We start from the raw sequence: 26631 nt of genomic DNA, 5'->3' as shown, positions 1-26631 counted from the left end.
GCGACCGTCCCGGGCGGGCCCGGGTGGCAGGACCTGAGCGCCGGGGGATCGGCCTCCGGCAGGATGGGCAGCGCCGACCCCGACGGAAGGACGACCGTGCCCGCCAGCGAACCGACCATCCTCGCCACCAGCATGGGCATCTACGCGCCGCGCCACGAGGGCGGGTCCCGGCGGGTCAACCCCGTCTTCGACCTCGCCGCCGAGCTGGCCGGGGCGGGGCCGGAGCCGAGGATCTGCTTCCTCAACCAGGCCGAGGGGGACCAGCCGACCACCCTCGCCCGGGTCTACGAGGCGTTCGCCGGCAGCCGGTTCCGCATGACGCACCTGGCGCTGTTCCCGATGCCCAACGTCGACGACCTCCGCGCCCACCTGCTCGCCCAGGACGTGATCTGGGTGGGCGGCGGCAGCGTCGCCAACCTCTGCGCGGTCTGGCGGGCGCACGGCCTCGGCGAGATCCTGCGCGGATGCTGGGAGGCCGGCATCGTGCTCGGCGGCGTCTCCGCCGGCTCGATCTGCTGGCACGCCGGCGGGGCCACCGACAGCTTCGGCACCACGCTGCGCGGCTTCACCGACGGGCTGGGCTGGCTGCCCTACGGCAACGGCGTGCACTACGACAGCGAGGGCCAGCGCCGGCCGTTGATGCACCGGCTCGTCGGCGACGGCACGCTGCCGACCGCGCACTGCACCGACGACGGCACCGGTCTGCTCTACCGGGGCACCCGGCTCGTCGAGGCGGTCGCGGACCGCGAGGGCGTCTCGGCGTACGAGGTCAGCCGCGCCGACGACGGCACGACGCGGGAGACCCCGATCCCCCCACGCCTGCTCGGCTGACCCGACCCGAGCCCTCGCCGATCTTGGCACGGTAGCGCCCCTCCGGGGGCCGTCCCGTGCCAAGATCCGGTGTGACCCCGACTCGACGACGACGCACCGCCTGCCGGCGTGGGACGGCACCGGCGTAAGCTGGCTCGTCGTGAGTCTCACCATCGGCATCGTCGGCCTGCCCAACGTCGGCAAGAGCACCCTGTTCAACGCGCTCACCAAGAACGACGTGCTCGCGGCGAACTACCCGTTCGCCACCATCGAGCCCAACGTCGGCGTCGTCGGGCTGCCGGACGAGCGGCTGCACACGCTCGCCGAGATCTTCAGCTCGCAGAAGGTGCTGCCCGCCCCGGTGTCGTTCGTCGACATCGCAGGCCTGGTGCGCGGCGCCTCCAAGGGGCAGGGCCGGGGCAACGCGTTCCTGGCGAACATCCGCGACGCCTCGGCGATCTGCCAGGTCGTCCGTGCCTTCTCCGACCCGAACGTGGTGCACGTCGAAGGCAAGGTCTCCCCGGCCGACGACATCGAGACGATCAACACCGAGCTGATCCTCGCCGACCTCCAGACCCTGGAGAAGGCGCTGCCCCGGCTGGAGAAGGAGGCCAAGCTCCGCAAGGACCGGGCCGCCGCCGTCACCGCCGCCAAGCAGGCCGTCGAGCTGCTCGACACCGGCGTCACCCTCTACGCGGGCGCCAAGGACGCGGGCATCGAGTTGGAGCACCTGCGCGAGCTGCACCTGCTCACCACCAAGCCCTTCCTGTACGTCTTCAACGTCGACGAGGCCGAGCTGGGCAACGCCGAGTTCCTCGACGAGCTGCGCGCCCTGGTCGCGCCGGCCGAGGCCGTCTTCATGGACGCCAAGATCGAGTCCGAGCTGGTGGACCTGCCCGACGAGGAGGCCCGCGAGCTGCTGGAGTCGATCGGGCAGAACGAGCCGGGCCTGGACCAGCTCGTCCGGGTCGGCTTCCGCACGCTCGGGCTCCAGACGTACCTCACCGCCGGCCCCAAGGAGGCGCGCGCCTGGACCATCCCGGTCGGCGCGACCGCGCCGGAGGCCGCGGGCGTCATCCACTCCGACTTCCAGCGCGGCTTCATCAAGGCCGAGGTGGTCTCCTTCGCCGACCTGGTCGCGGCCGGATCGATGGCGGCGGCCAAGGCCGCCGGCAAGGTCCGGATCGAGGGCAAGGAGTACGTCATGCAGGACGGCGACGTCGTGGAGTTCCGCTTCAACGTCTGAAACTCGCCCGTCTTCGCAGGTCAGGATGGCATGCCCCCACTCTGGGGCGCATCGGTGGCACAACCCCACGCCTCATCGACCGCCCGGCGTGGTGGGGATGCGGTGCGGAGGATGCGGGGCCGCCCCTCCGAGGTCAAGGGCGCTGCGCGTCGCTGCGCGACGGCCCTGCGGGCCGCCCGTGACCTCGGAGCCTCTGCGACCCCTCGGGCCGGCATCGCCGGCAGGCGGGGGCCTGCCCGGGTCATTCGCGCCGCATCCCCACCCCGGCCTCGTCGCGCGGGTCGCTGCGTTCGTCTCGCATCGAGGATGACTTGATGCCACATCGGCGGCTGGATGTCACCGGCATCCTCTACTGGGCCGGGACTCACTGCTGTATCTGTCCGCCCTGACCGGCTCCGGCTATCAAGGAGCGAGAGTCGGCCAGGGCATCCACAGCCCTTACAAACAACGCGCCGGCGGGCGCCGCATCGCCGTCTGCAACCGCACTTTGCAACGCCGCTCTTCGATCCATGCGATGCCTCGGAGAGCGCGGCTTCGCGATCCTGACCGGCAGCTGGTGCACTCCGCGACACACCATTGCCGGTCCCGACACCTCGGCGGCATCGTCCGAGCGCGCTTCACCTCACCACTTCGGATGCCAGATGCCTACCGGATTTTCGTTGAGGTCAATTCACTGCGTCTGACGCCCGTAACTGTGGCGGAAGGGGAACGACACGTTGCACTTCGCATCGGAGTAGTTTCCGATCGACACCCAGCTGCCGTAGTGCGTCGAGAAATGGCCGTAATCGTCCCCACATTTGACCCAGACCCGGTACGTGCCCGTGCCGCCGTCGCAACGAGTCGTGGCACCGGGCCAGGTGGAATAGGGATAGTCCGAAGTGGCGAGAATGCAGTTCGTCGGCGCGGCGGAGGCCGCGACCGGAGTAAGGGTGACGGCCGCAACCGCTGCGGCCACAGAAAAAGCCAGCTTTCCCACCGTGATCTTGATCATAGCTTGGGACCGTACCACTCCACGGATGATTTGTCCACATTGGAGATTCGGTCCACTAGACCATTCCTGAGCCGTGTGTGCTGACGCCGGGGACGGCGGCTGCAGCGGATCCGGCCGGGGTATCCGTACGGTTGCCCGGCGACGCGATCGCTGATTTCCTGGCGTCATGTCACGGCACACGGAAAGCCGACGGGCGACGGGCAAGGTCGGGCTCGGTGGTCTGCTGGCCTGCTTCGTCGTGCTCTCCTCCGCCGGATGCGCCCCTTCGGGCCACGACGTCGCCCGCAAACAGGTCCTGGACAGGGCCGAGCAGGTCGCCCACGAGACCGAGGCGTGGGCGACCGACTCGCACAGCCTGCGCGGTTGGGCGAGCAACGAGTCAGTGCTCGAACGGCTCGTCGCTCTGACCGGAGGCGAGCAACTCGACTCCTCGGTCCACGATCCCGCCGATCATGGTGTGGGCCTGCTCGCCACGGTCGAGGTGGCCATGGTGGGCACCGCCTCCGAGACCTGGCTCGGGAGGAGACGCACTACAGCGTCTGCGTGCGTTTCGAGGTGCGCCGGGCAACCAGTGGGCCCCGCGAGATCGTGCCGGTGCCCGTCGACTGCCCGCACCGAATCCCGAAGACCCGGGCACCGCAGTGACACCGACGGAGCTCGGGACGGTCGGTCAGCGGAACTGGCGTGCCCGCCCGGAGGCAGCCCTACCAGTCGCGCCAGCCGTCGGTGAGTTCGTACCGCCCGATGCCGCGCCGGGAGGTCAGCGCCTCGACGTCCTGGCCCGCGCTGGTCAGGACGACGTCGATGTACTCGCACAGGTCCTCGCGTTCGCCCGTCTCGATCCTGCCGTGCTCGTCGTCGACGGCGTTGAGGGCGACGACCACCCGCTCCACCGCGGCGAAGACCTTTTCGTCCGACGGCGAGGAGAGCGAGCGTACGTCCGCTTCGTAGGCGTCGAGAGCGGTGTCGACGGCGGTGATGAACGGTTCGGGCCAGAGGTGCGGGGCGTACGCGGCGTCCTCCGTCAGGGTGCCCGCCGCGATCGCGGCCCGCTGCTCCCGAACCTGGTGGGCCCACTTCTCGGTGGGTCGTGTGATCATGGCGCGCACTCTAGCGGCGGCGTCCGACATCGCCGCGTGGTTCAGCTGCCGCGTGGGGCGTACATAATGACGGCGACCCCGACCAGGCAGATGGCCGCGCCGACGAGGTCGTAGCGGTCGGGGCGGAACTTGTCGACGACCATGCCCCAGGCGAGGGAACCGGCGACGAAGACGCCGCCGTAGGCGGCCAGGACGCGGCCGAAGTTCGGGTCGGGCTGGAAGGTGGCGACGAAGCCGTAGCAGCCGAGGGCGATGATGCCGGCCGCCACCCACAGCAGCCCCCGGTTCTCGCGCCAGCCCTGCCACACCAGCCAGGCCCCGCCGATCTCGGCGAGCGCGGCGAGCAGGAACAGCAGGATCGAGCGGGCTACCGTCATGGGGTCGAAGGTAGCGGGAGCAGCACCTGGCCAGCGGGGCTCCCCTCCACGGGGGAGGCGGTCCCCTCGCGCTCGGGAGTCGGCGCGCGGTCGGCCGGGCCTGGCGTCGGGACCATGGATGCTTCTTCCGGTGCGCGGCGATGGCCGGCCTACGCGGTGGCGGTGCTCCTCCTCGCGTACGCCGTGGGCAAGGCCGCCTTCGCGCTCGACTCCCGGCTCGGTTTCCCGGGCGGCCCGGTCGTCCCGGCTGCCGAGCACGACCGCTACGCCCGCGACGTTATGGGCGTGGCGACGGCGCAGTGGTCGGCGGTGGCGTCGGGGGTGGCGGGCGCCTGCCTCGCCCTCGCCACGGTCACGGCGCCCGGACGCCGGGTGCCGAGGCCGCTGATGCTGGCGGCGCTGGCGGGCATGTCCCTGGCCATCGGAGCCGGCGCGGCGATCATGGTGGTGGACGGGTTCGTGGGCCTCGGCGTGGGCTGGCAGTGGTACCACGGGGTCCTCGGGCTCGTCGTGATCGGGCTGCTCGTGGCGACGATCCGGTCCTACGTGGTGGCGACGAGACGTGTCGCGGGCTGACTGGGCGCGGGTTGGCGCGTACGGCGCGGCGGCGTGCGCCTCGGCCTACGGGGCGATGAAGCTGGCGCAGGCGCTGGGGGCCAACGCGCTGGCCGACAAGGATCCGCTCCCGCCGGAACTACGTGAACGGCTGCTCGCCCGTGACCCGCTGTTCGTGGCGAGCCACTGGGCGCTGGCCGCCGCCGCGGTGGTCGGTGTCGTGGTCGCGCTGGCCACCCTGCGCCCCTGGCGGGCGGCCCTGCCGCGCCGGCTGCTGCTGGCGGTCACCTGGACGCTCGGCGTCCTCATGGTCGCCCGTTCGATCGGGGCGCTGGGGCACGGCCTCGTCGGTGACGCGTTGCTGCTGACCGGCATCCGGCCGCCTCCGGTCACCCACGCCGCGTTGGCCCGCGACCTGGCCTGGTGGGACCTGTTGCTGTGGTCTCCGTTCTTCCTGCTCTGGGGATCGTGCTGGGCGGCAGCGGGATGGCGGCTGGGCAGGCGGCACCGCGCCGCCGTTCCGGACGATCCGCGCCGACGTGGATCGAGGTGGCCCACGGGTTTCCGGTGACAACCGATCCTGGCGGTGTCACCCGTTCGGTGTCTGGCCGCTCCGCCACACCTCGCCCTGAACGCCGTGCCGCTCTGCCGCGTACCGTTCCTGCACGCTGGTCGCCGCACGCGCCGCTGCCGCATCCTCCGCCGAGGTCGATCTCCGCCGGTCACGCCAGCCCACCACGACGAAGACCGCCACGGTGAGCGCTACGACTGCTCCGAGGAACACCAGTACGGTCGTCATACCCATCGACGGTACGGCGCTGGAGCCACTTTCGACGTCGTCGGCTCCGGCTGACCGGCGACCCCGGGCCGGGACCGGGCGTCGCACTCCGGGGCTACGCTGCGCCGCATGGCTTCTTCCGACGCGCCGCGCGGTTCCGGCATCCTCCGCCACGAGGCCCGGGAGCGGGGGTGGGAACCGGCTGCGGTCGGCGATCCCGACACGCACGAGGCGATCGAGCGGCACATCGAGCACCACTTCGGGCCGGTCGACCACGTGCTGCACGAGATCGCTTCCGAGCTGGTGCACCTCGACGTGCACCTGGTGCGGCCGACCGAGGAGCGGCCGTGGCTCACCCTCGTCACGTCCGGCATGAGCGACCTGCCGATGACGGTGCCGGCCGGGGCGGACGTGAGCCCGTACGCCGAGCTGACGATGTCGCTTCCGGCGGACTGGCCGCTGGGCTCCGCGCCGTTGGGCGACGACTCGACGTACTGGCCGGTCCGGCTGTTGAAGGCGGTCGCGCGCCTGCCGCACGAGTACGACACGTGGCTCGGCGAGTGGCACTCGGTGCCCAACGGTGACCCGGCCCAGCCCTACGCGCCGGACGTCCCGTTCGCCGGCGTGGTGGTCACCCAGATGCTCCACTGCCGCTCGTCGGCCCGCACGATCGTGACCGACGGTGGCAAGAAGATCTCGCTGCTCGCGCTCGTGCCGCTGCATCCGGCGGAGGTGACGCTGAAGCTGACCCGGGGCACCGACGCCCTGATCGAGGCGCTGGACCGGGCGGGGGTCAGCGAGCGTCTCGATCCGGCCCGCCCGAGCACCGTCTGACCGGGCAACCCGCGGGAGCAGGCGGGACGGGGGCGCTGCCCGGTGTCTGCGCGGGTCAGCCGGCGGCGGGGCGGGTCAGCTCGACCTGGTCGCCGGCCAGCACCTGCGTGGTGCCCTCCGGGTGGCGGACCTCCAGCACCGGTACGCCCTCGTCGAGCTGCATGCTCCGCCGCTCCTCGCCCGTAGGCATCCGCGCGATCACCGATGCGCCCGGCACGAGTTCCAAGGGTTCGCGTCGTGGGGCCTCCCGCACCCGGGTGCCACGTCGGCTCGTGCTGACCAGTCCTTCGGAACGCAGAATCCCGATCGCCATGCGGACGGCGTCGCGCCCGATGCCGTACTCCTGGGTGAGTCTCGCCTCGCTGCTCAGGATGGAGCCGCTGGGCAGTTGTCCCGACTCGATCTGGTGCCGCAGCAGGTCGGCCAGTTGGACGTAGACCGGCGTGTGCGAGCGCGGATCGATGGTCATGCCCCAAGCCTCATGCCCTCGTCCCCACGACCTGTCGTGGCTATATGGCCACATACCCTTGATGGGTGTTAGCTACTTGGGTAGTCTCGCTTTCACCGTCCGTGCACCGACGGAATCGCTTCTGGATCCGCCCATAGAGAGGCAGGCCACCGTGTGCGCCATGTTCCCGCCCGCGGGAGGTCGCTGGGATGAGAGCTGCCCGGGAGCGTTTCGTCATCCACCTGCCGGTGGCCACGCGGGACCTGCCCTCCGCCGTACGCCTGGCTCGGGTGGTGGCGCGGTGGGCGAGCGTGCTCGCGCAGACCGATCCCGGCGAGACCACGGTCTCCGCCGAGGACGCGCAGCACCTGCGGCACCGGGTCTTCTGTGACACGCTGCTGCCCGAGGGGCGGCGCTGCGTGCTGCGGGCCGACCACGACGGCCCCTGCACCCGCCGCCCGGCGAGATTCTGAGATCGCCGGCCGCGAGGTGTCCGGAAGCGGGCCGGCCGTTCGTCACCCTGGTGAGCGAACCCGACACCGAGGAGCGGCATGAAGTACCTGATGTTCGTCTGCACCGACAGCGAGCCGGACACCGACCGGGCCGACTGGCCGGACGTCGAGGCGTGGGTCGCGGAGAACGACGCCCGGGGCCGGCGGCTGACGGGCGACGCGCTCGCGGAGACGACGGCGGCCACCACGGTCCGCGTCCGCAACGGGGAGCTGCTGGTCACCGACGGCCCGTTCGCCGAGACCAAGGAGGTGATCGTGGGCTTCGACCTGCTGGAGTGCGCCGACCTGGACGAGGCGATCGAGGTGGCGCGCGCCCACCCGATGGCCCGCCAGGGGCGGCTCGAACTGCGCCCGGTCGTCGACCTGGATGGCTGACGGCCCCACCGACCCGCTCGCGGTGGCGGCTGCCGTCGCCGCCGCGAGCGCCGGGTCGTACGCCCGGATCGTCGCGACGCTGATCCGGGTGACCGGCGACTGGACCCTGGCCGAGGACTGCGCCCAGGAGGCGTCGGCGCTCGCGCTGACCCGGTGGCCGGCCGACGGCGTGCCCGCCAACCCGGGCGGCTGGCTGATGACGGTGGCCCGCAACCGCGCGATCGACGTGCTCCGGCGGGCCTCGGTCGAGCAGCGCAGGCTGCGTGAGCTGGCCGTGCTCACGTCGACCGGAGCGGAGTCCGGGAAGGCGGGGGATGGGGAGATCGTGGACGACCGGCTGCGGCTCGTCTTCACCTGCTGCCACCCCGCCCTGTCGCCGGAGGCGCGGGTCGCCCTGACGCTGCGTACGGTCTGCGGGGTGTCGACCGCCGACATCGCGCGGGCCTTCCTGGTCACCGAGTCGGCCATGACCCGGCGGCTCACGAGGGCCAAGGCGAGGATCGCCGCCGCCGGCATCCCGTACCGGGTGCCGACCGGGCCGGCGCTCGCCGAGCGGCTCCCGGGCGTCCTCGCCGTGCTGTACCTGCTCTTCACCCGGGGCTACGACGCCGACGGCGAGCCCGCCTTCGCCGACGAGGCGATCCGGCTGGCCCGGCTGCTCGACCGGCTGATGCCGGCCCAGCCTGAGGTGGCCGCCCTGCTGGCGCTCTTCCTGCTCCAGCACTCACGGCGGGACGCCCGCCGCGACCGCGACGGCAACCTGCTCACCCTCGACCGGCAGGACCGCGCCCGCTGGGACCACGAGGCGATAGTCGAGGGCGTCGGCGTGCTCGCGCGGGTCGCGGCGGACGGCCCGTACGCCCTCCAGGCCCGGATCGCCGCGTGCCACGCCACCGCCGCGTCCGCCGAGGCCACCGACTGGGTCGCGATAGCCGAGGCGTACGACCGGCTCGCCCGGCGGCAGCCGTCGCCGGTGGTGGAGCTGAACCGCGCCGTCGCGCACGGCTACGCGCACGGGCCGGCGGCGGGGCTGGCGCTGCTGGCCGCCGCCCGGGCCGGCGGGGCGCTGGACGGCTATCCGCTCGCCGTCGCCGCCGAGGCCGAGCTGACCGCCCGGCGGGGCGACCGCGAGCGGGCCGCCGCGCTGTTCCGGCGGGCCGCCGAGGCGCACTCGGGCGCCGCCCGGCGAGCCCTCCTGGACCGCGCCGCAGCCCTGCTGCCCGGCCCTTGACGGCTTTTCGTAGTCGGGCGTGGTCGTGTCGTGGCGCGACGCGGCTCGCCAGCGCCGGCTTGTCACTTTCCCATATAGGCATATGATGGCTGCCATGGCACGAGCAGCGACGACGTCGGACGCGTTCAACGCGATCGCCGAGCCGCAGCGCCGGCACATCCTGGCGCTGCTGCGCTCGGGTGAGCGGCCGGTGACCGACCTGGCCCAGGAGCTGGGGATGAGTCAGCCGCGGGCGTCCAAGCACCTGCGGGTGCTGCGGGAGGTGGGGCTGGTGCGGGTCCGCGGGGTGGGCAAGCAGCGCCTCTACGGCCTGGACGCCCGCGGGCTGCGGCCGGTCCACGAATGGGTCGGCGGGTTCGAGCGGTTCTGGAACGAGAGTTTCGACCGGCTGGACACCTACGTGCAGGAGCTCAAGCAGACACGGCAGGAGGAATGACCGATGGCAGGGGCAGGGCAGGAGACGCGGGCGGAGCCGGCGACGGCCGACCGGGAGATCGTGATCTCCCGGGTCATCGACGCACCGCGGGAGTTGGTGTTCGAGGCGTTCACCGAGGTCCGGCACCTGTCGCGGTGGTGGGGCCCGGAGGGATTCACCACCACCACGCGGTCCTTCGAGTTCCGCGAGGGCGGGGTCTGGGAGTTCGTGATGCACGGCCCCGACGGCACCGACTACTCCGAGTGGATCACCTGGACCGAGATCGTCGCACCGGAGCGGATCGTGCTGCTGCACGGTGAGTCCCGCGACGACCCGAACACCTTCGAGTCGGTCCTGACCTTCGCCTCGGAGGGTGCGGCGACGCGGATCGTGATGGGCACGGTGTTCCCGACCAGGGAACTGCGCGACGAGGCGGTCGAGAAGTACCACGCGATCGAGGGCGGCCAGCAGACCCTGGGCAACCTGGCGGCCTACGTGACCGAGACCGTCCGGAAGGGGGCGCAGGGCTGATGGCCGGAGGACCGCTTCACCCGTCAGCCTGAGTGGTTCGATCTCAGCTGATGTGGTGCAGGATCACGTTGTGCACGTGGTGGCTCTTGTCGGAGCCACGGAACTCCACCTCGTAGGTGTGCGTGCCGACGTGGATCGCGATGGCGCCGGTGGAGAAGAACGAGCCGCCCCACGACTTGTTGCTGACCACGCTGACGCTGGTGATCTTCGAGTACGGGATGCTGGTGATGGCGTACCGCTTGCCGACGAAGGAGCGGTCCTGGATGATGACGCGCCGATCGGTCAGGCCGATGAAGCCGGTGCCGGTGCCGACGGCGTCGTAGACGGCGATGATCTGTTCTCCGTGCAGCAGGCCGCTCTGGATCTGCTGGAACTGCTCCTTGCGGTCGTACGTCGCGTTCGCCATGCCCCCACGGTAGGCCGGGCACGCCAACCGAAGATCACTCGCGGCGGGCGAGGACGAGGAACTCGCCGTCACCCCGGCCCACCGGCTGCCCGCCCCAGCCGCCGTCGATCATGCCACCCCGGCGGGCGGCTGGGCCGTGCCGACCCGGTCACGACGGAGCGCCGGGCCGGGGGAGCGGAGGTCAGGACCGGGTGACCGTACGGTAGGCGTCCTCGATGCGGGCGGCCAGCAGGACCTCGCCCTCGGTCAGCGGCGCGTTGCCGTGCCCGACCCGGATCTGGGTCTGGTCGGCCCGGCGACTGATCTCCGGCCGCAGATGCAGCGCGTCGGCGACCACCTTCACCCGCTCGGTGAGGGCCGCGTGCTGGGTGTCGTCGATGGTGAGGGTGCGTCGGATCTGCTCACCCTCACGGATCCAGCCGGTGAGTAGGGTGAGGGCGTCGCTGAGATAGTCGTGCTTGGATCGACTGCTGAACAGCGCGCGCATCACCGCACCTCCCAGGCGCCGTTGCCGGCTTGTGGCCAAATCGTCGCCGTCCCGTGTCTTGTCGGTGCCTTCTAGTCTGTCCTCGCATGCCGGGTGTGTCCACGCCCACACTTCCGGGTTCTCCTGCCCTCACGGTCGGCCACGGTACCCAAACCGCCGATTGATCTGGCACGCTGGACGCCCGTGCGGACCGAACGGGCTAATGGCGGCGGGCAGGCCGAGCGACGGGACCTCAGGGTGATCGTCGGGGCGGCGATCATCAGGGACGGCCGGGTGCTCGCCTGCGCCCGTTCCGCCCCGCCCGAGGTGGCGGGCATGTGGGAGTTCCCCGGCGGCAAGGTGGAGCCGGGCGAGAGCGAGACCGCCGCGCTCGCCCGCGAGTGCGCCGAGGAGTTGGCCGTACGCGTGGAGATCGGCGACCGGGTGGGCCGCAACGTCCGGATGGCCCACGGCCGCTCGGTGCTCAAGGTGTACGCGGCCCGCCTGCTGCACGGCGACCAGCCCAAGGCCCTGGAGCACTCGGCGCTGCGCTGGCTTGCCGCCGACGAACTGGACAGCGTCACCTGGCTGCCCGCCGACGCACCCATCGTCGCCGCCCTCCGGCCGATGCTGTCAGCCTGAGCGGAAGCGGACACCCGGGCCGAAAGGGGACGGGGGCCGCCGGCGCAAGCCGCGGCCCCCGTCATCGCCAGGAGCACTCAGTGCTTGTCCTGCTCCGGGTGGGCGAAGTTCAGGTGCTCCGGAGGCAGCGGGAAGGTCACGTCGTCGCCGAACGGCGACGGCGCCGCCGCCCGGTCGAACGTGAGCTCCGTCAGCGGCAGCTTGCCGTGGTCGTCGACGGCCGGCGCGGTCGGCCTCGGCACCTCGCGGTCCCAGTTGACGCCGCGCTGCGCCTGCACCTCGGCCCGCGGGTCGTGCGAGCCGCCCGCGTGCGAGTGCACGCCCCCGTGGGCGGCGCTGCCGCGCACCGCACCGCTGACGTGTTCGCTGGTCACGCTGGTCTGAGGCACCTGACCCCTCCGGAAGATCTTGCTACCAAGCCACACGAGGGGATCGTACCTGCGGTCGACGACCCGTTCCTTCATGGGGATGATCCCGTTGTCCGTGATCTTGATGTGCTCGGGGCAGACCTCGGTGCAGCACTTGGTGATGTTGCAGAAGCCGAGGCCCTGCTCGGCCTGCGCGTACTCCTTGCGGTCGCTCTTGGCGTCGAGCGGGTGCATGTCCAGCTCGGCCGCCCGGATGAAGTACCGCGGCCCCGAGAACGCCTGCTTGTTCTCCTCGTGGTCGCGGATCACGTGGCAGACGTTCTGGCACAGGAAGCACTCGATGCACTTGCGGAACTCCTGCGAGCGTTCCACGTCGACCTGCTGCATCCGGTACTCGCCGGGCGCCAGGTCGGCCGGTGGCGCGAACGCCGGCGTCTCCCGGGCCTTCTCGTAGTTGAACGAGACGTCGGTGACCAGGTCCCGGATCACGGGGAAGGTGCGCAGCGGGGTGACCGTGACCGTCTCGTCCTCCGTGAAGGTGGACATCCGGGTCATGCAGCTCAGCCGCGGCTTGCCGTTGATCTCCACCGAGCAGGAGCCGCACTTGCCGGCCTTGCAGTTCCAGCGGCAGGCCAGGTCGGGGGCGTCGGTCGCCTGGAGCCGGTGGATGACGTCGAGGACGACCTCACCCTCGTTGACCTCGACCACGTAGTCCTGGAGGTCGCCGCCGTCCTCGTCGCCGCGCCAGATGCGGAACTGGCGCCTGGCGCCCGGCTTGCCCGGCCCCGGGGAGTTCTGGTTACCCATCTCGTCAGCGCTCCTTCTCGGTCTCGACGTCGGCGACCTGGGCGTCGAACTCGGCGAGTTCCTCGTCCGTGAGGTACTTGGCCAGCTCCGCGCGGTCGAAGAGGCCGATCAGCTCCGTGCGCATCGTCGGCAGCGGCTTGCGCGCCAGGCGCACCGTGTCGCCGTCGAGGGAGCAGACCAGGTTGACCCGGCGCCACGACGGGTCCATCGCCGGGTGGTCCTCGCGGGTGTGGCCGCCGCGCGACTCACGCCGCTCCAGCGCCGCCTTCGCGGTGCACTCCGAGACGACCAGCATGTTGCGCAGGTCGAGCGCCAGGTGCCAGCCCGGGTTGTAGCGCCGGCCGCCGGCCGCGCTGACCTTCGCCACCCGCTCCCGCAGCTCCGCCAGCCGCCCCAGCGCGTCCGCGAGCTCATTCTCGCGCCGGATGATGCCCACCAGGTCCCCCATGACCGCCTGGAGGTCCTGCTGGAGGACGTACGGGCTCTCGCCGGTGTCGCGCTGCAACGGCGCGAGGGCCGTCTCCACCGCGGCCTCCACGGCGGCGACGCCCACCTTCGGACGGGCGGGGAGGCTGTCGGCGTACGTGGCGGCGTGCCCGCCCGCGCGCTTGCCGAACACCAGCAGGTCGGACAGGGAGTTGCCGCCGAGCCGGTTGGAGCCGTGCATGCCGCCCGACACCTCACCGGCGGCGAAGAGCCCCTGCACGTGACCGAACGCGGCACCGCTGTCCGGGTCGACCTCGACGCCGCCCATCACGTAGTGACAGGTGGGCCCGACCTCCATCGGCTCCTTCGTGATGTCGACGTCCGCCAGCTCCTTGAACTGGTGGTACATCGACGGCAGGCGGCGACGGATCTCCTCCGCCGACTTCCGGGAGGCGATGTCCAGGTAGACGCCGCCCGCCGGCGTGCCCCGACCGGCCTTCACCTCGCTGTTGATCGCCCGGGCCACCTCGTCGCGCGGCAGCAGCTCCGGCGGACGCCGGTTGTTGTCCGGGTCCGTGTACCAGCGGTCCGCCTCCTCCTCGGTCTCCGCGTACTGCTTGCGGAAGACGTCGGGGACGTAGTCGAACATGAACCGCTTGCCGTCGGAGTTCTTGAGCACGCCGCCGTCGCCGCGTACCGACTCGGTGACCAGGATGCCCTTCACCGACGGCGGCCAGACCATGCCGGTCGGGTGGAACTGGAGGAACTCCATGTTGATCAGCGTCGCGCCGGCCCGCAGGGCCAGCGCATGCCCGTCGCCCGTGTACTCCCAGGAGTTCGAGGTGACCTTGTAGGAGCGACCGACGCCGCCGGTCGCCAGCACCACCGCCGGCGCCTCGAACAGGACGAACTCGCCGGACTCCCGGTAGTAGCCGAACGCGCCGGCGACCCGGTCGCCGTCGAGCAGCAGCTCGGTGATCGTGGTCTCGGAGAAGACCTTGATCCGGGCGTCGTACGAGCCGTGGTCGCGCTTGTCCTCCTGCTGGAGCGACACGATCTTCTGCTGGAGGGTGCGGATCAGCTCCAGGCCCGTCCGGTCGCCGACGTGCGCCAGGCGGGGGTACTCGTGGCCGCCGAAGTTGCGCTGCGAGATCTTCCCGTCCTTGGTGCGGTCGAAGAGCGCACCGTAAGTCTCCAACTCCCAGATCCGCTGCGGCGACTCCTTCGCGTGCAGCTCGGCCATCCGGAAGTTGTTGAGGAACTTGCCGCCGCGCATCGTGTCGCGGAAGTGCACCTGCCAGTTGTCCCGGCTGTTCACGTTCCCCATCGCGGCGGCGGCGCCGCCCTCGGCCATCACCGTGTGCGCCTTGCCGAAGAGCGACTTGGAGATGATCGCGGTCTTCTTGCCGGCGAGGCGGGCCTCGATCGCCGCGCGCAGGCCGGCGCCGCCGGCTCCGATCACGACGACGTCGTAGTGGTGTCGTTCGATTCGCGTTGTGTTCGTCATGTCAGGGGCCCTCTAGTTGATGAACCGCAGGTCGTTGAACCAGCCGGCCGCGACCGCCATGACGTAGAAGTCCGTCAGGGCCAGGGTGCCGAGGGTGATCCAGGCGAGCTGCATGTGCTTGACGTTCAGCCTGGAGACGAAGGTCCACGCCTTGTAGCGCACCGGGGCCTTCGAGAAGTGCTTGAGCCGCCCGCCGATGATGTGCCGGCACGAGTGGCACGAGATCGTGTACGCCCACAGCATCACCACGTTGACCAGCAGGACGATGTTGCCCAGCCCGAAGCCGAAGCCCCTGGGGGAGTGGAAGGCCAGGATCGCGTCCCAGGTGTTGATCAGCGAGATGATCGCGGCGGCGTAGAAGAAGTAGCGGTGCAGGTTCTGGCCGAGCAGCGGGAAGCGGGTCTCGCCGCTGTAGGACTTGTGCCCGTCCGGGACCGCGCAGGCGGGCGGCGACAGCCAGAACGACCGGTAGTACGCCTTGCGGTAGTAGTAGCAGGTGAGCCGGAACAGCAGCAGGAACGGCAGTGTCAGCGCCGCGTCCGGGATGATCCACCAGCCGGGCAGGAACTGACCGAAGTGCGAGGCCTCCGGCAGGCAGCGGTCGGTCACGCAGGGGGAGTAGAACGGGGTCAGGTAGTGGTAGTCCTCGACCCAGTACCACTTGTGCATGAAGACCCGGACCGTCGCGTACGCCACCCACGCGCTGAGCCCGATCACGGTGATCAGCGGGGCGAGCCACCAGCGGTCGGTACGCAACGTCTTCGCCGCGATGGCGGCGCGCGCCCGCGCCCCCAGCGGCTTCGTTGCCGTTGATGTCATTCGAGTCGTCTCCCTGACAGGACCCTCACGGGCGGATCAAGTTCCGGTCGGCAACGCGGACCGGCGAACCCGCACCCGCTTGCCTCGTCATGCGCACACCAACGACCGCGCCGGCGATACGGCGCAGCTAAGTGACACACGTTACGCCGATCTTCGCGAGCCGTCCGCGCAAGGCAGTGTCCCGTGTGTCCCGGCCGGTGGAAAGCCCCGCACCGTGATCGATGTGCGGATGTTAAGAACTTCACCCGACGCCTGTCCGGCGCACCGGAGGGGCTCACCACCGCCGGGCCGACCCCGCCGTGCTCACAGTCAGGCGAGCAGGTCCGCCGGCCGGATCGTGGCCCGGACCGGCTCGGTCAGCTCCAGCGTCTCGCCGGCCTTGGTCACCGACCGCTCGACGTAGTGGGCGCCCTGTCGCTGGTAGACGTGCACGGTCAGCGTCTCCTGCTCCACCAGGAGATACCACTCGATCCCGGCCGCCGCGTGGTAGTGCATCTTGAGCACCTTGTCGGTGGCCGCGTTGCCCGGCGAGATGATCTCGCAGACCAGCCTCACGTCGGCCGCGTCGATCCAGGGGTCGTCGAGGTCGATCGGGCCCGTGACGACGAGGTCGGGAATGGGGATGCGACCCGGCCGGAGCCGGACGTTCACCGCTTCCAGGACGCGGAGGCCGGCTTCCCGCGTCGGCCCTCGCAGGGCGGCCCGCAGCTCACCGGAGATGTTCTGGTGGCGGGGGGTGGGGGCTGGGGTCACGTGAAGGCTCCCGTCGAAGAGTTCGACGCGCTGCTGCGTCTCGTCGAGGGCGAGGTACTCCTCTTCGCTCCACGGGCCGTCGTGGCCGAACACCGCCGCGGTCATCGTCACCTCCACCTCGTGCCGGGGGACATCCTTGCGGGACTGCCGCGCCCATCGTCGCACCCGCTGTCCGGGCTGGGGAGGTCAACGCCGGTGAATGCGGAGGTGAGGGGGCAGGCCCGTTGCAGAGTCGTTACGCTGTGGCCCGCTGACAGCCCCGGCTATGTAGCTTATTTTCACCCTCAGTGCTTTCCTGTAAGTTCTCTTCGTCACTGAGGGAGGCGGTCGTGGGCAAACCGGAGTCGGCGTCGTCCGGGAAACCGGACCGCCCCAGCGTGCCGGAGCAGCGCTCCGGCGAGGATCCCTACCTGCGGGTGAGCGACCTGCGGGTCCGGTTCGACACCGAGGACGGCGTGGTGCGCGCCGTCGACGGGGTGTCGTTCGAGGTGGCGCGCGGGCGCACCCTCGGCATCGTCGGTGAGTCCGGCTCGGGCAAGAGCGTCACCTCGCTGGCCATCCTCGGCCTGCACAACGCCAAGCGGACCAGCATCACCGGGGAGATCTCCGTCGGTGGCCGCCAACTGGTCGGCCTGCCGGACGAGGAGGTACGCCGGCTGCGCGGCCGGGACATGTCGATGATCTTCCAGGACCCACTGTCGGCCCTGCACCCGTACTACACGGTGGGCAGGCAGATCGTCGAGGCGTACCGGGTGCACCACCCGAAGGCCGGCAAGCGTGCGGCCCGGCAACGCGCCGTCGACATGCTGGGCCGGGTCGGCATCCCGCAGCCGGCCCGCCGCTTCGACCAGTACCCCCACGAGTTCTCCGGTGGCATGCGGCAGCGGGCGATGATCGCGATGGCGCTGGTCAACGACCCCGACCTGGTGATCGCCGACGAGCCGACCACCGCCCTGGACGTGACGGTGCAGGCGCAGATCCTCGACCTGCTGGCCGACCTCCAGGCCGAGTTCAACTCCGCGATCATCCTGATCACCCACGACCTGGGCGTGGTCAGCCAGGTCGCGGACGAGGTGCTGGTCATGTACGGCGGGCGGGCCGTCGAGCACGGCAGCGTCGAGCAGGTGCTCCGCCGCCCGCAGCACCCGTACACCTGGGGTCTGCTCTCCAGCGTGCCCTCGCTGCACGGCGACGCGGACGCGGACCTGATGCCGATCCCCGGCAACCCGCCGAGCCTGATCAACCTGCCGTCCGGCTGCGCCTTCCACCCGCGCTGCCGGTACGCCGGCCGCAACGGCGACCGGTCCCGCTCGGAGGTCCCGGAGCTGCGCCCCGCCGGCGCGCCCGGCCACCTGGTCGCCTGCCACCTCTCCGCGGACGACCGGACGCTGCTGTACGCGGAGGACATCGCACACGTGGGAGTGGCCCGGTGAGCGCGAGGAATGCAGCGCCGCGGAGTCCCGCAGCGGCGAACGGAGAGCAGGCCCCGATGAGTGTGGGGACCGAGCCGCTACTGCGGGTACGCGGGCTGGCGAAGCACTTCCCGGTGCGCAACGGCCTGCGGCGCACCGGGCTGGTCCGGGCCGTGGACGGGCTGGACTTCGACGTGCGGCCCGGCGAGACGCTCGGCCTGGTGGGGGAGTCGGGCTGCGGCAAGACGACCACCGGCCGGATGCTGGTCCGCCTGCTGGAGCCCACGGCCGGCAGCATCGAGTTCGCCGGGCGGGACATCACCCACGCGGGCCGCCGCGAACTGCGGGCGCTGCGGCAGGACCTCCAGATCATCTTCCAGGACCCGTACGCGTCGCTGAACCCCCGGCACACGGTGGGTCGGATCGTGGCGATGCCGTTGCAGGTCAACGGCATCAACCCGCCGGGCGGGGTGAAGAAGCGGGTCCAGGAGCTGCTGGAACTGGTCGGGCTGAACCCCGAGCACTACAACCGCTACCCGCACGAGTTCTCGGGCGGCCAGCGGCAACGCATCGGCATCGCCCGCGCGCTCGCGTTGCAGCCGAAGCTGATCGTCGCCGACGAGCCGGTGTCCGCCCTGGACGTGTCGATCCAGGCGCAGGTGGTCAACCTGCTGCGCGACCTGCAACGCGACCTCGGCCTGGCGTTCGTCTTCATCGCCCACGACCTGGCCGTGGTGCGCCACTTCTGCCAGCGGGTCGCCGTCATGTACCTCGGCAAGGTGGTCGAGATCGGCGACCGGGACGACATCTACGAACGCCCGCAGCACCCGTACACCCGGGCCCTGCTCTCGGCGATTCCCGACGTCACGCAGCTCGGCGCGGCGGGCCGGATCCGGCTCTCCGGGGACGTTCCGACGCCGCTGGACCCGCCGTCGGGTTGCCGCTTCCGCACCCGGTGCTGGAAGGCGCAGGAGCGGTGCGCCACCGAGGAGCCGACGCTGGTGTCGCGCGGCGGCGACCAGGCCACCGCCTGCCACTTCCCGGAGACGGGGCCGGTCGGCGCCGCGCCGGGACCGGCCGGTGCGGACGCGCGGCCGGCGGGCCCCGGGACGGCCGGGGTCGGCGCGACCGTCGAGGAGGTGTCGAAGTGAGCTTGTCCCCGGTCGAGGGCACCGCGCTGGCCGAGATCGAGTCCGGCGACGACGCCGGCGAGCAGAAGACGCTGGTCGGCCGCTCGCCGGGCCAGCTCGTCCGCAGCCGGCTGCGCAGCGACCGTACGGCCCTGGTGAGCGGGCTGGTGCTGATCTTCTTCGTGCTGCTGGCGGTGGGTGCGCCCCTGGTCCAGCGGCTCTACGGGGTGTCGCCGAACGAGCAGTTCGGCGACCTGCTGGACAGCACCGGCATGCCGCTGGGCTACGTCGGCGGGATCAGCGGCGACCACTGGTTCGGTCTGGAGCCCGGCCTGGGCCGGGACATCTTCATCCGGATGGTCTACGGCATCCGCACCTCCCTGCTGATCGCCCTCGGCGCCGCCCTGATCACCACCACGATCGGCGTGGTCCTCGGGATCCTCGCCGGCTACCTCGGCGGGGTGGTGGACGCGGTGATCAGCTGGGTCACCGACGTGGCCCTGGCGATGCCGTTCCTGATCTTCGCGCTGGCCGTGGTGCCGACGTTCTCGCTGCGCTTCTACGGCCCGCGCGACGCGGTGCCGACCTGGTTCGCGGTCACCACGCTGATCGTGGTCTTCACCGCGTTCGGCTGGACCAGCACCGCCCGGTTGGTCCGCGGGCAGGTCGTGTCGCTGCGCGAACGCGAGTTCGTCGAGGCGGCCAGGGCCAGCGGCGCGGGGCTGGGGCACATGCTCTTCCGGCAGCTGCTGCCGAACATCTGGGCCCCGATCCTGGTGTCGTTCTCGCTGCTGGTGCCGTCTTACGTGACGAGCGAGGCGGCGCTGTCCTTCCTCGGCGTCGGGCTGCCCGAGTCGGTGCCCAGCTTCGGCCGGATGATCTACCGGAGCATCGACTACCTGCAGACCGACCCGGCCTACGTCTTCTTCCCCGGCATCACGATCTTCGCGCTCGTGCTGGCGTTCAACCTCTTCGGCGACGCGTTGCGGGACGCGCTCGACCCGAAGTCGTCACGGTAAGGGGTACTGCACATGGTGCGCTTCCTGCTGAAGCGGGTGATGCTGGCGATCTCGGTGCTGTTCGCGGTCAGTGTGGTCAGCTTCCTGCTGTTCTTCGCGCTGCCCGCCGACCCGGTGACCGGCATGTGCCCCAAGAACTGCAACGCCGAGCGCCTGGAGCGGGTGCGTACGGAGCTGGGCCTCAACGAGCCGAAGGTGCAGCAGTACGCCGACTACATGAAGGGCATCTTCGTCGGCCGCGACCTGGGCAGCGCGCAGGGCGGCGAGTGCGCGGCGCCCTGCCTCGGCTACTCGTACGTCAACAGCGAGGCGGTCACCGACACCTTCGCCCGGGTGCTGCCGGTGACGTTGAGCATCGTCCTGCCCGCGGCGGTGCTGTGGCTCGCCATCGGGGTCGGGCTCGGCATGATCTCGGCACTGCGGCGCGGTTCGCTGCTGGACCGCATCTCGATCGGCCTCACCCTGACCTTCGCCTCGCTCCAGCTCTACTTCGTCGGCGCGGTCCTGCTGCTGATCTTCGTCTACACCCTGAAGATCCTGCCCACGCCGCGCTACACGTCGCTGTTCGAGGATCCCGTGGAGTGGGCGCGGGGGCTGGTGCTGGCCTGGGTGACCCTGGCACTGCTCTTCTCCGCGATCTACGCCCGGCTGTCCCGGGCCCAGATGCTGGAGACGCTCTCCGAGGACTACGTGCGCACCGCCCGGGCCAAGGGCATGCCGAAGCGGCAGGTGTACGGCAAGCACGCGCTGCGCGCGGCGATCACGCCGATCGTCACCATCGCCGGTCTCGACGTGGGCACGGCGCTCGGCGGCACGGTGATCACGGAGACCACCTTCGGCATCCAGGGGCTGGGGCGTACGGCGGTGGAGGCGGTCCGCCAGGGGGACCTGCCGACCATCATGGCGACCGTGCTGATCGCCGCGCTGTTCGTGGTCGTCGCCAACATGGTCGTCGACCTGCTCTACGCGTTCATCGACCCACGGGTGCGCCTCGGCTGACCGCGGTGTGCCGGGGCCGATCGTTGTAGCCCCGTTATCTGCTCGAAATTTACCGTCATTGAAGGCTGAGCGAAGCTTTCCTTCATCGGCGATCCGGAGGAGTGAGTATGCGAGCAAGACGCGTCACCGCCCTGGGCGGTGCGATCGCACTGATGGTTTCCCTCGGTGCGTGCAGCGAGAACACCGGTGACGACACCGGCGGGGTGGACACCACCAAGCCGCGCACCGGCGCCATCGCGACCGACCCCAAGGACTCCCTCGGCCCCGCGCCGGAGGTGCCCGGCGCGGCCAAGGGTGGCACGTTCTACATCCTGCGGGAGAACAAGATCTCCCACATGGACCCGCAGCGGATCTACTCGTTCGCCGGCCTGATGGGAAGCCAGCTCTACGCCCGCTTCCTCACCACGTTCAAGGACGACGGCAAGGGCAACGTCACCCTGGTCGGCGACCTCGCCGAGACCCCCGGCACCAACGTCAACAACGACTGCAAGGTCTGGGAGTTCAAGGTCAAGCAGGGGGTGAAGTTCGAGGACGGCCGGCCGATCACCAGCAAGGAGATCGCGTACGGCATCGCCCGGTCCTTCGACCCGGACCTCACCGGCGGCCCGACCTACCTGCAGGAGTGGCTGGTCGACAGCCCGCAGTACGACACCAAGTGGGACTTCAAGGCCAACAAGACCTCGCTGCCGCCCGGGCTGACCACGCCGGACGAGAAGACGCTGCGCTTCGAGTTCAACAAGCCCCGCTGCGACCTGCCGTTCGCGGTGTCGCTGCCGGCCACCGCGCCGCTGCCGGCCGACAAGGACACCGGCGTCAACCTGGACAACCAGCCGTTCTCGTCGGGCCCGTACAAGTTCACCAAGCACACCCCGGGCGTCGAGATCGTGCTCGAGCGCAACGAGCACTGGGACCCGGCCACCGACGCCGTGCGCCACCAGTACCCGGACAGGTTCGTCTGGTCGCTGGGCGCGGACCAGGCCGCCCAGACCAACCGGGTGCTCGCCGGCACCGGCAACGACGCCGCGGCGGTCGCCACCGGCGGTGTTCCCTCGGAGCTGATCGCCAAGGTCACCGGCGACCCCAAGCTCAAGGAGCGGATGATCGTCGCGGCCACGCCGAACGCGTACCGGCTGACCATCAACACCGCCCGGGTCACCGACCTGTCGGTGCGCCAGGCGATCAACCACGCGATCGACCGCACCAGCATCACCAAGAACCTCGGCGGTCCCTACGGCGCCGTGCCGATGACCACGCTGCTGCCGCCCACCACGCTGGGCTACAAGCAGTTCGACGCGTACCCGGCCGGCGACAGCGGCAACCCGGAGAAGGCCAAGGAGCTGCTCGCCGGCAAGACGCAGAACCTGGTGCTGCTCACCTCCGACGTGACCAGCTCCCAGGAGCGGGCCACCCAGATCAAGAACGCCCTGGAGAAGGCCGGCCTCACCGTCACGATCAAGACGATCCCCGAGGACGGCTACCTCGACACGGTGAAGAAGAAGGACAACCCGTACGACCTCTGGGTCGACTCGTGGGCGGCCGACTGGCCCAGCGGCGCGTCGATCCTGCCGGTGCTCTTCGACGGCCGTGGCATCAAGGCCGAGGGCAACAGCAACACCTCCCAGCTCAACAACGAGGCGCTCAACGCGGAGTTCGACCGGATCCTCGCCCTCGACCCGGCCAAGCAGGCCGACGAGTGGAGCAAGATCGACGAGCGGCTCATGAAGGAGACGGCGCCGGCGGTGCCGCTCTACGTCGAGGTGGTCTCCCTGGCGCACGGCGAGAAGGCCGGCGGCGTCTTCATCGGCAGCATCTTCGGCTGGCCGAGCTTCGTGGACGCCTACGTCAAGCAGTGACGCCGCCCGTGCCGCGCTGACACCCCCAGCGGTGACACGCACGGACCGGCCCCCGGTCGACAACGTCGTCGGCCGGGGGCCGCCGTGTCGGTGTGTAAGGAAGGGCCCCTTGTTAACGCAATGCGTTAACAAGGGGCCCTTCCTTACACCAGGTGCCGGCGGACGAAGTCGAGTTCGAGCCTGAGCAGGCGCTCGGCGGTGCCACCGGCGGCCATGTGGGTGGCACCGGTCAGCGGGAGCACGGAGTGCGGCCGGCCGGTCGCCAGCAGCGCCGCGGACAGCCGCAGCGTGTGCGCGGCCACCACGTTGTCGTCGACCAGGCCGTGCACCAGCAGCAGCGGCCGGGCCTCCTCCGGCCGCTGCACCGGCTCGCCGGCCAGCTCCACCAGCGAGTGGTGCGCGTAGATGTCCGTGCCGTCGTCCGGCATGCCCAGGTAGCGCTCCGTGTAGGCGGTGTCGTACAGCGCCCAGTCGGTGACCGGCGCCCCGACGATGCCGCACCGGAACAGCTCCGGGTGCCGCAGCACCGCCAGGCCGGCCAGCCAGCCGCCGAACGACCAGCCCCGCACCGCCACCCGCTCCAGGTCGAGGTCGGGGTGCTTGCCGGCCAACGCGGTCAGCGCGTCCACCTGGTCGAGCAGGACGACGTCGGCCACCCGCCGGTGGATCGCCTTCTCGAAGGAGGGGGCCACGCCCGGCGTACCGCGGTTGTCGATGGTGACCACCGCGAAGCCGGCGTCGGCCCACCACTGCCGCTCCAGCCACGCCGCGCGGGCCGCCAGCACCTCCTGGTGCCCCGGCCCGCCGTAGACGTCCAGCAGCACCGGCAGCCGCCGCCCGCTGACGTGGTTGTCGGGATAGAGCACGGCCGTCGGCAGCCGCCGGTCGGTGACCCGCTCCAGCAACGGCAGCGGCGCGTACGGCGGGGTGGCGGCGAGCGAGCGCAGCACGGCCACCTCCCGCTCGCCCCGCCGCACCGTCCAGCGGGTGCCCGGATGGTCGAGCGAGGCGCTCCCCACCACCAGCACGTCCCCGCCCACGACGGCGGTGTGCCAGCCCGGGTCGGTGGTGATCCGGCGTGCGTCCACTCCGCCGCCGATGGTGGTGCGCACCCGGAACAGGTGCCGCTCGCTGGGCTCCCCGTCGCTCGCCTCCACCAGCAGGTCGGCCGGGCCGTTGCCGCCGGGCAGCCGCCCCACCACCCGCCGCACGTAGAGCGACGGCGGGGTGAGCAGGGTGCCGTCGGCGAACAGGCAGCGGGCGTCGTACCCGTCGTGGGCGAGTTCGCCGCCCACCAGCACCCGGCCGTCCGGCAGGTGGGCCGGGGTGCCGGGGATCGGCTCCACCCAGCGCGGGTCGGCCAGCTCGGCGTGCACCTGGGTCTCGCCGGTACGCGGGTCGATCGCCAGCACCAGGCCGTGCTGCTGGGAACGGCGCAGCACGGTGATCAGCGGCCCACCCTCGGCCCAGTGCACGCCGGTCAGGTACGGGTAGGTCTCCCGGTCCCAGTGCACGTCGACCCAGCCGTCGTCGAGGTCCAGCAGGTGCAGGCTGACCTCGGCGTTCGCGCTGCCCGCCCGGGGGTACGCGACCGTGGTCGGCGGGCTCGCCGGGTCGGCCGGGTCGTGCAGGTGCCAGCGTTCGACCCGGGACTCGTCCACCCGGGCGGCCAGCACCGAACGACCGTCCGGCGCCCACCAGTAGCCGCGGAAGCGGTGGAACTCCTCGGCCGCGATGTGCTCGGCCAGCCCCCAGGTCACCCCGGAGTCCTCGCCGGCCAGCAGGGTGTCCGTACCGTCGTGCTCGACCACCCGCAGCTGCCCCCGGCGGACCCCCTCGGCGGCGTCGGTGACGTACGCCAGGCGCTGCCCGGTGGGGTCGGGCCGGGGGTCGAGCACCGGCCCGACGGTGGCCACCTCGATCACGTCGCCGTGCACCAGGTCGGCCCGGAAGAGCCGCCCGGCCAGCGCGAAGACCGCCACCCGCCCGGCGCCGTCCAGCGCGTAGGAGCCGATGCCGGAGGCGCTCAGCCGCAGCCGCTCGCGCAGCGCGCGCTCGCCCGGGCTCAGCGCGTCGGGATCGGCGTCGGCCCCGAGCAGCGTCGCCGGATCGGCGACCAGCCGCTCCTCGCCGCTCGCGACGTCGAGCTGCCAGAGCGCGTCCGCCGGGTCCTCCGGGCCGGCCGAGCGCAGGAAGACCACCCGGGCGCCGTCATCGGCCACGACGACCGCCCGCGGCGCTCCGCGGCTGAACCGGCGGGTGCGGGCGGCCAGCTCCGGAAAGTCCACAGTCCAGATCGTAGAGCGGTGACCGGGGGTGATGTGGCCGACCTGCGTGGACGCGTCAGGGCCGGCGGAGGAGAACCGCCGGATAGAGTGACCGGCGTGACGACGTTGCCTGACCGCCGCCTCCTGCTGGTCCACGCGCACCCCGACGACGAGTCCATCGGCACCGGCTCCACGATGGCGCACTACGTCGCCGCCGGCGCCCACGTCACCCTGGTGACGTGCACCCTCGGCGAGGAGGGTGAGATCCACGTGCCGGCGCTGACCCAGCTGGCCGCGGCCGAGGCCGACCAGCTCGGCGGCTGGCGGATCGCCGAGCTGAACGCCGCCTGCGCCGCGCTCGGCGTCACCGACCACCGCTTCCTCGGCGGCGCCGGCCGCTACCGCGACTCCGGCATGATGGGTCTCGCCACCAACGAGCATCCCCGGGCCTTCTGGCAGGCCGACCTCGACGAGGCCGCCGGGCACCTGGTGGAGATCATGCGGGAGGTACGCCCGCAGGTCATGGTCACCTACGACGACAACGGCTTCTACGGGCACCCGGACCACATCCAGGCGCACCGGGTGGCGATGCGCGCGTACGAGCTGGCCGGCGCGGAGGGATTCGCCCCGGCGAAGGTCTACTGGACGGCGATGCCGCTCAGCGTGCTGGAGGCGGGGATGGGCCAGTTCGTCGAGTCGGCGGACAATCCCTTCGCCGGTATCGAGGACATCTCGGAACTGCCCTTCGGCACGCCCGACGCGCAGATCGCCGCCCGGATCGACGCCACCGAGCAGCACGCCGCCAAGGAGGCGGCGATGCGGGCGCACGCCACGCAGATTCCCGACGACTCCTGGCTCTACACCATCGCCGGCAGCTCCGGCGGCGAGTTCATGGGCATGGAGTACTACAGCCTCGCGGTGGGGGAGAAGGGGCCGGGCAGCGGCCCGTACGGCTGGGAGGACGACCTCTTCGCCGGGCTCGACGTCGCCGACGGCCCGGACCGGTCCCCGGTCGCGGCGGCCGGTCTTCGGTGACCCTGCCCGTCGCATCGATGTCGGCCGCCCCGGAGGAGACCGCCCCGCCGCCGTCCGGGCGGTCCCGGCGGCTGCTCGACCTCGCCCTGCGGGTGGCCGGCGGGCTGGTCGCCGTCCTCGGTGGGACGCTCACCGCGGTGCTGGAGCTGCTGCTGGCGACGCTCCGGGTCGGCGGCCAGCTGATCGGCGTCTCGGTGTTCGTCGCGATCGGCGCGAACATCGCGCTGAGCTGGTTCGCGCACGAGGCCGTCGGCCGCCGGTGGGCGGTGGCGCTGCCCGCGACGCCCTGGTTCGTGCTGATGGCGGTCGCGGCGGTCCGCACCGCCGAGGGGGACCTGCTCGTGACCGGCGACAACTGGGTTGGTCTGGCGATGATCGTGGCCGGCGCGATGACCTTCGCGGTGATGGGTTTCCGGCAGATCCTGGCGCCGCCGTCGGTCCGGTCGGAGGACTGACGCCGCACCGGTTCCGGTGGTAGAAATTCCTGCCAGGAAGCCCGCCGCCCGGCGGGCGGTACGG

The 26631-nt window shown here is 71.3% G+C and carries 30 protein-coding genes; 18 read left to right on the top strand and 12 right to left on the bottom strand.

The genetic code is table 11. The features are described from left to right. The first annotated feature begins 63 nt into the window (after window positions 1-63). Together KBX06_RS01950 and ychF are read left to right on the top strand one after the other, a co-directional pair. Window positions 64-831, top strand: coding sequence for a peptidase E (locus tag KBX06_RS01950; RefSeq protein WP_210832419.1), 768 nt, complete (start codon window positions 64-66; stop codon window positions 829-831). Window positions 832-970: 139 nt separating this feature from the next. Beyond that, a complete protein-coding gene (ychF, locus tag KBX06_RS01945; protein ID WP_210832418.1) occupies window positions 971-2056 on the top strand; it encodes a redox-regulated ATPase YchF in 1086 nt (361 codons plus the stop codon). Between the two features lie 670 nt (window positions 2057-2726). Here ychF and KBX06_RS01940 read toward each other — a convergent pair. The 3 genes from KBX06_RS01940 to KBX06_RS01930 form a co-directional block, all read right to left on the bottom strand. Next, the gene (locus KBX06_RS01940) at window positions 2727-3047 is read right to left on the bottom strand and encodes a hypothetical protein (protein ID WP_210832417.1); all 321 of its coding nucleotides are present in this window, start codon (window positions 3045-3047) and stop codon (window positions 2727-2729) included. Between the two features lie 704 nt (window positions 3048-3751). Continuing rightward, window positions 3752-4147 carry a hypothetical protein gene (locus KBX06_RS01935; RefSeq protein WP_210832416.1) on the bottom strand — a complete coding sequence of 132 codons (396 nt, stop codon included), beginning with the start codon at window positions 4145-4147 and terminating at the stop codon, window positions 3752-3754. 41 nt (window positions 4148-4188) lie between these two features. Beyond that, a complete protein-coding gene (locus tag KBX06_RS01930) occupies window positions 4189-4524 on the bottom strand; it encodes a YnfA family protein (protein WP_210832415.1) in 336 nt (111 codons plus the stop codon). Between the two features lie 114 nt (window positions 4525-4638). Between KBX06_RS01930 and KBX06_RS01925 the strand changes: the two genes are divergently transcribed. After that, window positions 4639-5100 carry a hypothetical protein gene (locus KBX06_RS01925; protein WP_210832414.1) on the top strand — a complete coding sequence of 154 codons (462 nt, stop codon included), beginning with the start codon at window positions 4639-4641 and terminating at the stop codon, window positions 5098-5100. Next, complete coding sequence (locus KBX06_RS01920; RefSeq protein ID WP_210832413.1) at window positions 5087-5650, top strand: DUF3995 domain-containing protein; 564 nt, start codon at window positions 5087-5089, stop codon at window positions 5648-5650. The genes KBX06_RS01925 and KBX06_RS01920 overlap by 14 nt, the downstream gene beginning before the upstream one ends. 18 nt (window positions 5651-5668) lie before the next feature. Here the strand turns inward: KBX06_RS01920 and KBX06_RS01915 are convergent, their stop codons facing one another. After that, the gene (locus KBX06_RS01915; RefSeq protein ID WP_210832412.1) at window positions 5669-5878 is read right to left on the bottom strand and encodes a hypothetical protein; all 210 of its coding nucleotides are present in this window, start codon (window positions 5876-5878) and stop codon (window positions 5669-5671) included. A gap of 108 nt (window positions 5879-5986) precedes the next feature. Between KBX06_RS01915 and KBX06_RS01910 the strand changes: the two genes are divergently transcribed. Continuing rightward, window positions 5987-6691, top strand: coding sequence for a suppressor of fused domain protein (locus KBX06_RS01910; protein ID WP_210832411.1), 705 nt, complete (start codon window positions 5987-5989; stop codon window positions 6689-6691). 55 nt (window positions 6692-6746) lie between these two features. Here KBX06_RS01910 and KBX06_RS01905 read toward each other — a convergent pair whose 3' ends face one another. Next, window positions 6747-7160, bottom strand: coding sequence for a GntR family transcriptional regulator (locus KBX06_RS01905; RefSeq protein ID WP_210832410.1), 414 nt, complete (start codon window positions 7158-7160; stop codon window positions 6747-6749). 188 nt (window positions 7161-7348) lie between these two features. On the opposite strand from KBX06_RS01905, the gene KBX06_RS01900 reads away from it, so the two are divergent. The 5 genes from KBX06_RS01900 to KBX06_RS01880 all read left to right on the top strand — a co-directional run bounded on the left by KBX06_RS01900 (window position 7349) and on the right by KBX06_RS01880 (window position 10203). Further along, window positions 7349-7612: a hypothetical protein gene (locus tag KBX06_RS01900; protein WP_210832409.1), complete on the top strand. Its 264-nt coding sequence runs from the start codon at window positions 7349-7351 to the stop codon at window positions 7610-7612. Window positions 7613-7690: 78 nt separating this feature from the next. Next, window positions 7691-8026, top strand: coding sequence for a YciI family protein (locus KBX06_RS01895; RefSeq protein ID WP_210832408.1), 336 nt, complete (start codon window positions 7691-7693; stop codon window positions 8024-8026). Further along, on the top strand, window positions 8019-9257 hold the full coding sequence (locus tag KBX06_RS01890) for an RNA polymerase sigma factor (RefSeq protein ID WP_210832407.1): 1239 nt from the start codon (window positions 8019-8021) through the stop codon (window positions 9255-9257). Before KBX06_RS01895 ends, KBX06_RS01890 begins: the two co-directional genes overlap by 8 nt. A 94-nt stretch (window positions 9258-9351) precedes the next feature. Further along, on the top strand, window positions 9352-9693 hold the full coding sequence (locus KBX06_RS01885) for a helix-turn-helix transcriptional regulator (RefSeq protein ID WP_210832406.1): 342 nt from the start codon (window positions 9352-9354) through the stop codon (window positions 9691-9693). Between the two features lie 3 nt (window positions 9694-9696). Continuing rightward, complete coding sequence (locus KBX06_RS01880) at window positions 9697-10203, top strand: SRPBCC family protein (RefSeq protein ID WP_210832405.1); 507 nt, start codon at window positions 9697-9699, stop codon at window positions 10201-10203. 43 nt (window positions 10204-10246) lie between these two features. Here the strand turns inward: KBX06_RS01880 and KBX06_RS01875 are convergent, their stop codons facing one another. Then, window positions 10247-10609, bottom strand: coding sequence for a PH domain-containing protein (locus tag KBX06_RS01875; RefSeq protein ID WP_121399755.1), 363 nt, complete (start codon window positions 10607-10609; stop codon window positions 10247-10249). Window positions 10610-10790: 181 nt separating this feature from the next. Continuing rightward, a complete protein-coding gene (locus KBX06_RS01870) occupies window positions 10791-11096 on the bottom strand; it encodes a 4a-hydroxytetrahydrobiopterin dehydratase (protein WP_210832404.1) in 306 nt (101 codons plus the stop codon). A 183-nt stretch (window positions 11097-11279) separates the two neighbouring features. Between KBX06_RS01870 and KBX06_RS01865 the strand changes: the two genes are divergently transcribed. Then, entirely contained in the window at window positions 11280-11717 is a 438-nt protein-coding gene (locus KBX06_RS01865; RefSeq protein WP_210832403.1) for a (deoxy)nucleoside triphosphate pyrophosphohydrolase, read from the top strand. Window positions 11718-11794: 77 nt separating this feature from the next. Here KBX06_RS01865 and KBX06_RS01860 read toward each other — a convergent pair whose 3' ends face one another. The 4 genes from KBX06_RS01860 to KBX06_RS01845 form a co-directional block, all read right to left on the bottom strand. Further along, complete coding sequence (locus KBX06_RS01860) at window positions 11795-12892, bottom strand: succinate dehydrogenase/fumarate reductase iron-sulfur subunit (protein ID WP_210832402.1); 1098 nt, start codon at window positions 12890-12892, stop codon at window positions 11795-11797. A gap of 4 nt (window positions 12893-12896) precedes the next feature. Further along, window positions 12897-14825 carry a fumarate reductase/succinate dehydrogenase flavoprotein subunit gene (locus KBX06_RS01855; protein WP_210832401.1) on the bottom strand — a complete coding sequence of 643 codons (1929 nt, stop codon included), beginning with the start codon at window positions 14823-14825 and terminating at the stop codon, window positions 12897-12899. A gap of 12 nt (window positions 14826-14837) precedes the next feature. Next, window positions 14838-15644: a hypothetical protein gene (locus tag KBX06_RS01850; protein WP_210832400.1), complete on the bottom strand. Its 807-nt coding sequence runs from the start codon at window positions 15642-15644 to the stop codon at window positions 14838-14840. A gap of 309 nt (window positions 15645-15953) precedes the next feature. After that, complete coding sequence (locus KBX06_RS01845; protein WP_210832399.1) at window positions 15954-16502, bottom strand: Uma2 family endonuclease; 549 nt, start codon at window positions 16500-16502, stop codon at window positions 15954-15956. A 272-nt stretch (window positions 16503-16774) separates the two neighbouring features. Here KBX06_RS01845 and KBX06_RS01840 point away from each other — a divergent pair, with 272 nt between their 5' ends. The 5 genes from KBX06_RS01840 (at window position 16775) to KBX06_RS01820 (ending at window position 22810) form a co-directional block, all read left to right on the top strand. Next, window positions 16775-17830 (top strand): ABC transporter ATP-binding protein, encoded by a 1056-nt coding sequence (locus tag KBX06_RS01840; RefSeq protein ID WP_307854417.1) that lies wholly within the window; start codon window positions 16775-16777, stop codon window positions 17828-17830. Window positions 17831-17886: 56 nt separating this feature from the next. Further along, a complete protein-coding gene (locus tag KBX06_RS01835; RefSeq protein ID WP_247684981.1) occupies window positions 17887-18960 on the top strand; it encodes an ABC transporter ATP-binding protein in 1074 nt (357 codons plus the stop codon). Further along, the gene (locus KBX06_RS01830) at window positions 18957-19958 is read left to right on the top strand and encodes an ABC transporter permease (RefSeq protein WP_210832397.1); all 1002 of its coding nucleotides are present in this window, start codon (window positions 18957-18959) and stop codon (window positions 19956-19958) included. The genes KBX06_RS01835 and KBX06_RS01830 overlap by 4 nt, the downstream gene beginning before the upstream one ends. A gap of 12 nt (window positions 19959-19970) precedes the next feature. Next, window positions 19971-20957, top strand: a complete 987-nt coding sequence (locus KBX06_RS01825) for an ABC transporter permease (RefSeq protein ID WP_210832396.1) — start codon at window positions 19971-19973, stop codon at window positions 20955-20957. 107 nt (window positions 20958-21064) lie between these two features. Further along, window positions 21065-22810 (top strand): ABC transporter substrate-binding protein, encoded by a 1746-nt coding sequence (locus KBX06_RS01820; protein WP_210832395.1) that lies wholly within the window; start codon window positions 21065-21067, stop codon window positions 22808-22810. A gap of 143 nt (window positions 22811-22953) precedes the next feature. Here KBX06_RS01820 and KBX06_RS01815 read toward each other — a convergent pair whose 3' ends face one another. Continuing rightward, window positions 22954-25098 carry a prolyl oligopeptidase family serine peptidase gene (locus KBX06_RS01815; protein WP_210832394.1) on the bottom strand — a complete coding sequence of 715 codons (2145 nt, stop codon included), beginning with the start codon at window positions 25096-25098 and terminating at the stop codon, window positions 22954-22956. A gap of 87 nt (window positions 25099-25185) precedes the next feature. On the opposite strand from KBX06_RS01815, the gene mshB reads away from it, so the two are divergent. Together mshB and KBX06_RS01805 are read left to right on the top strand one after the other, a co-directional pair. Next, complete coding sequence (gene mshB, locus KBX06_RS01810; RefSeq protein ID WP_210832393.1) at window positions 25186-26112, top strand: N-acetyl-1-D-myo-inositol-2-amino-2-deoxy-alpha-D-glucopyranoside deacetylase; 927 nt, start codon at window positions 25186-25188, stop codon at window positions 26110-26112. Between the two features lie 17 nt (window positions 26113-26129). Beyond that, complete coding sequence (locus KBX06_RS01805) at window positions 26130-26567, top strand: hypothetical protein (RefSeq protein WP_210832392.1); 438 nt, start codon at window positions 26130-26132, stop codon at window positions 26565-26567. Window positions 26568-26631: the final 64 nt, after the last annotated feature.

Source organism: Micromonospora sp. C31, from assembly GCF_018070575.1.
Classification (GTDB): Bacteria; Actinomycetota; Actinomycetes; order Mycobacteriales; family Micromonosporaceae; genus Micromonospora.
The sequence above is the reverse complement of the archived record's forward strand: the minus strand, read 5'-3'. Positions and strand labels throughout refer to the sequence as shown.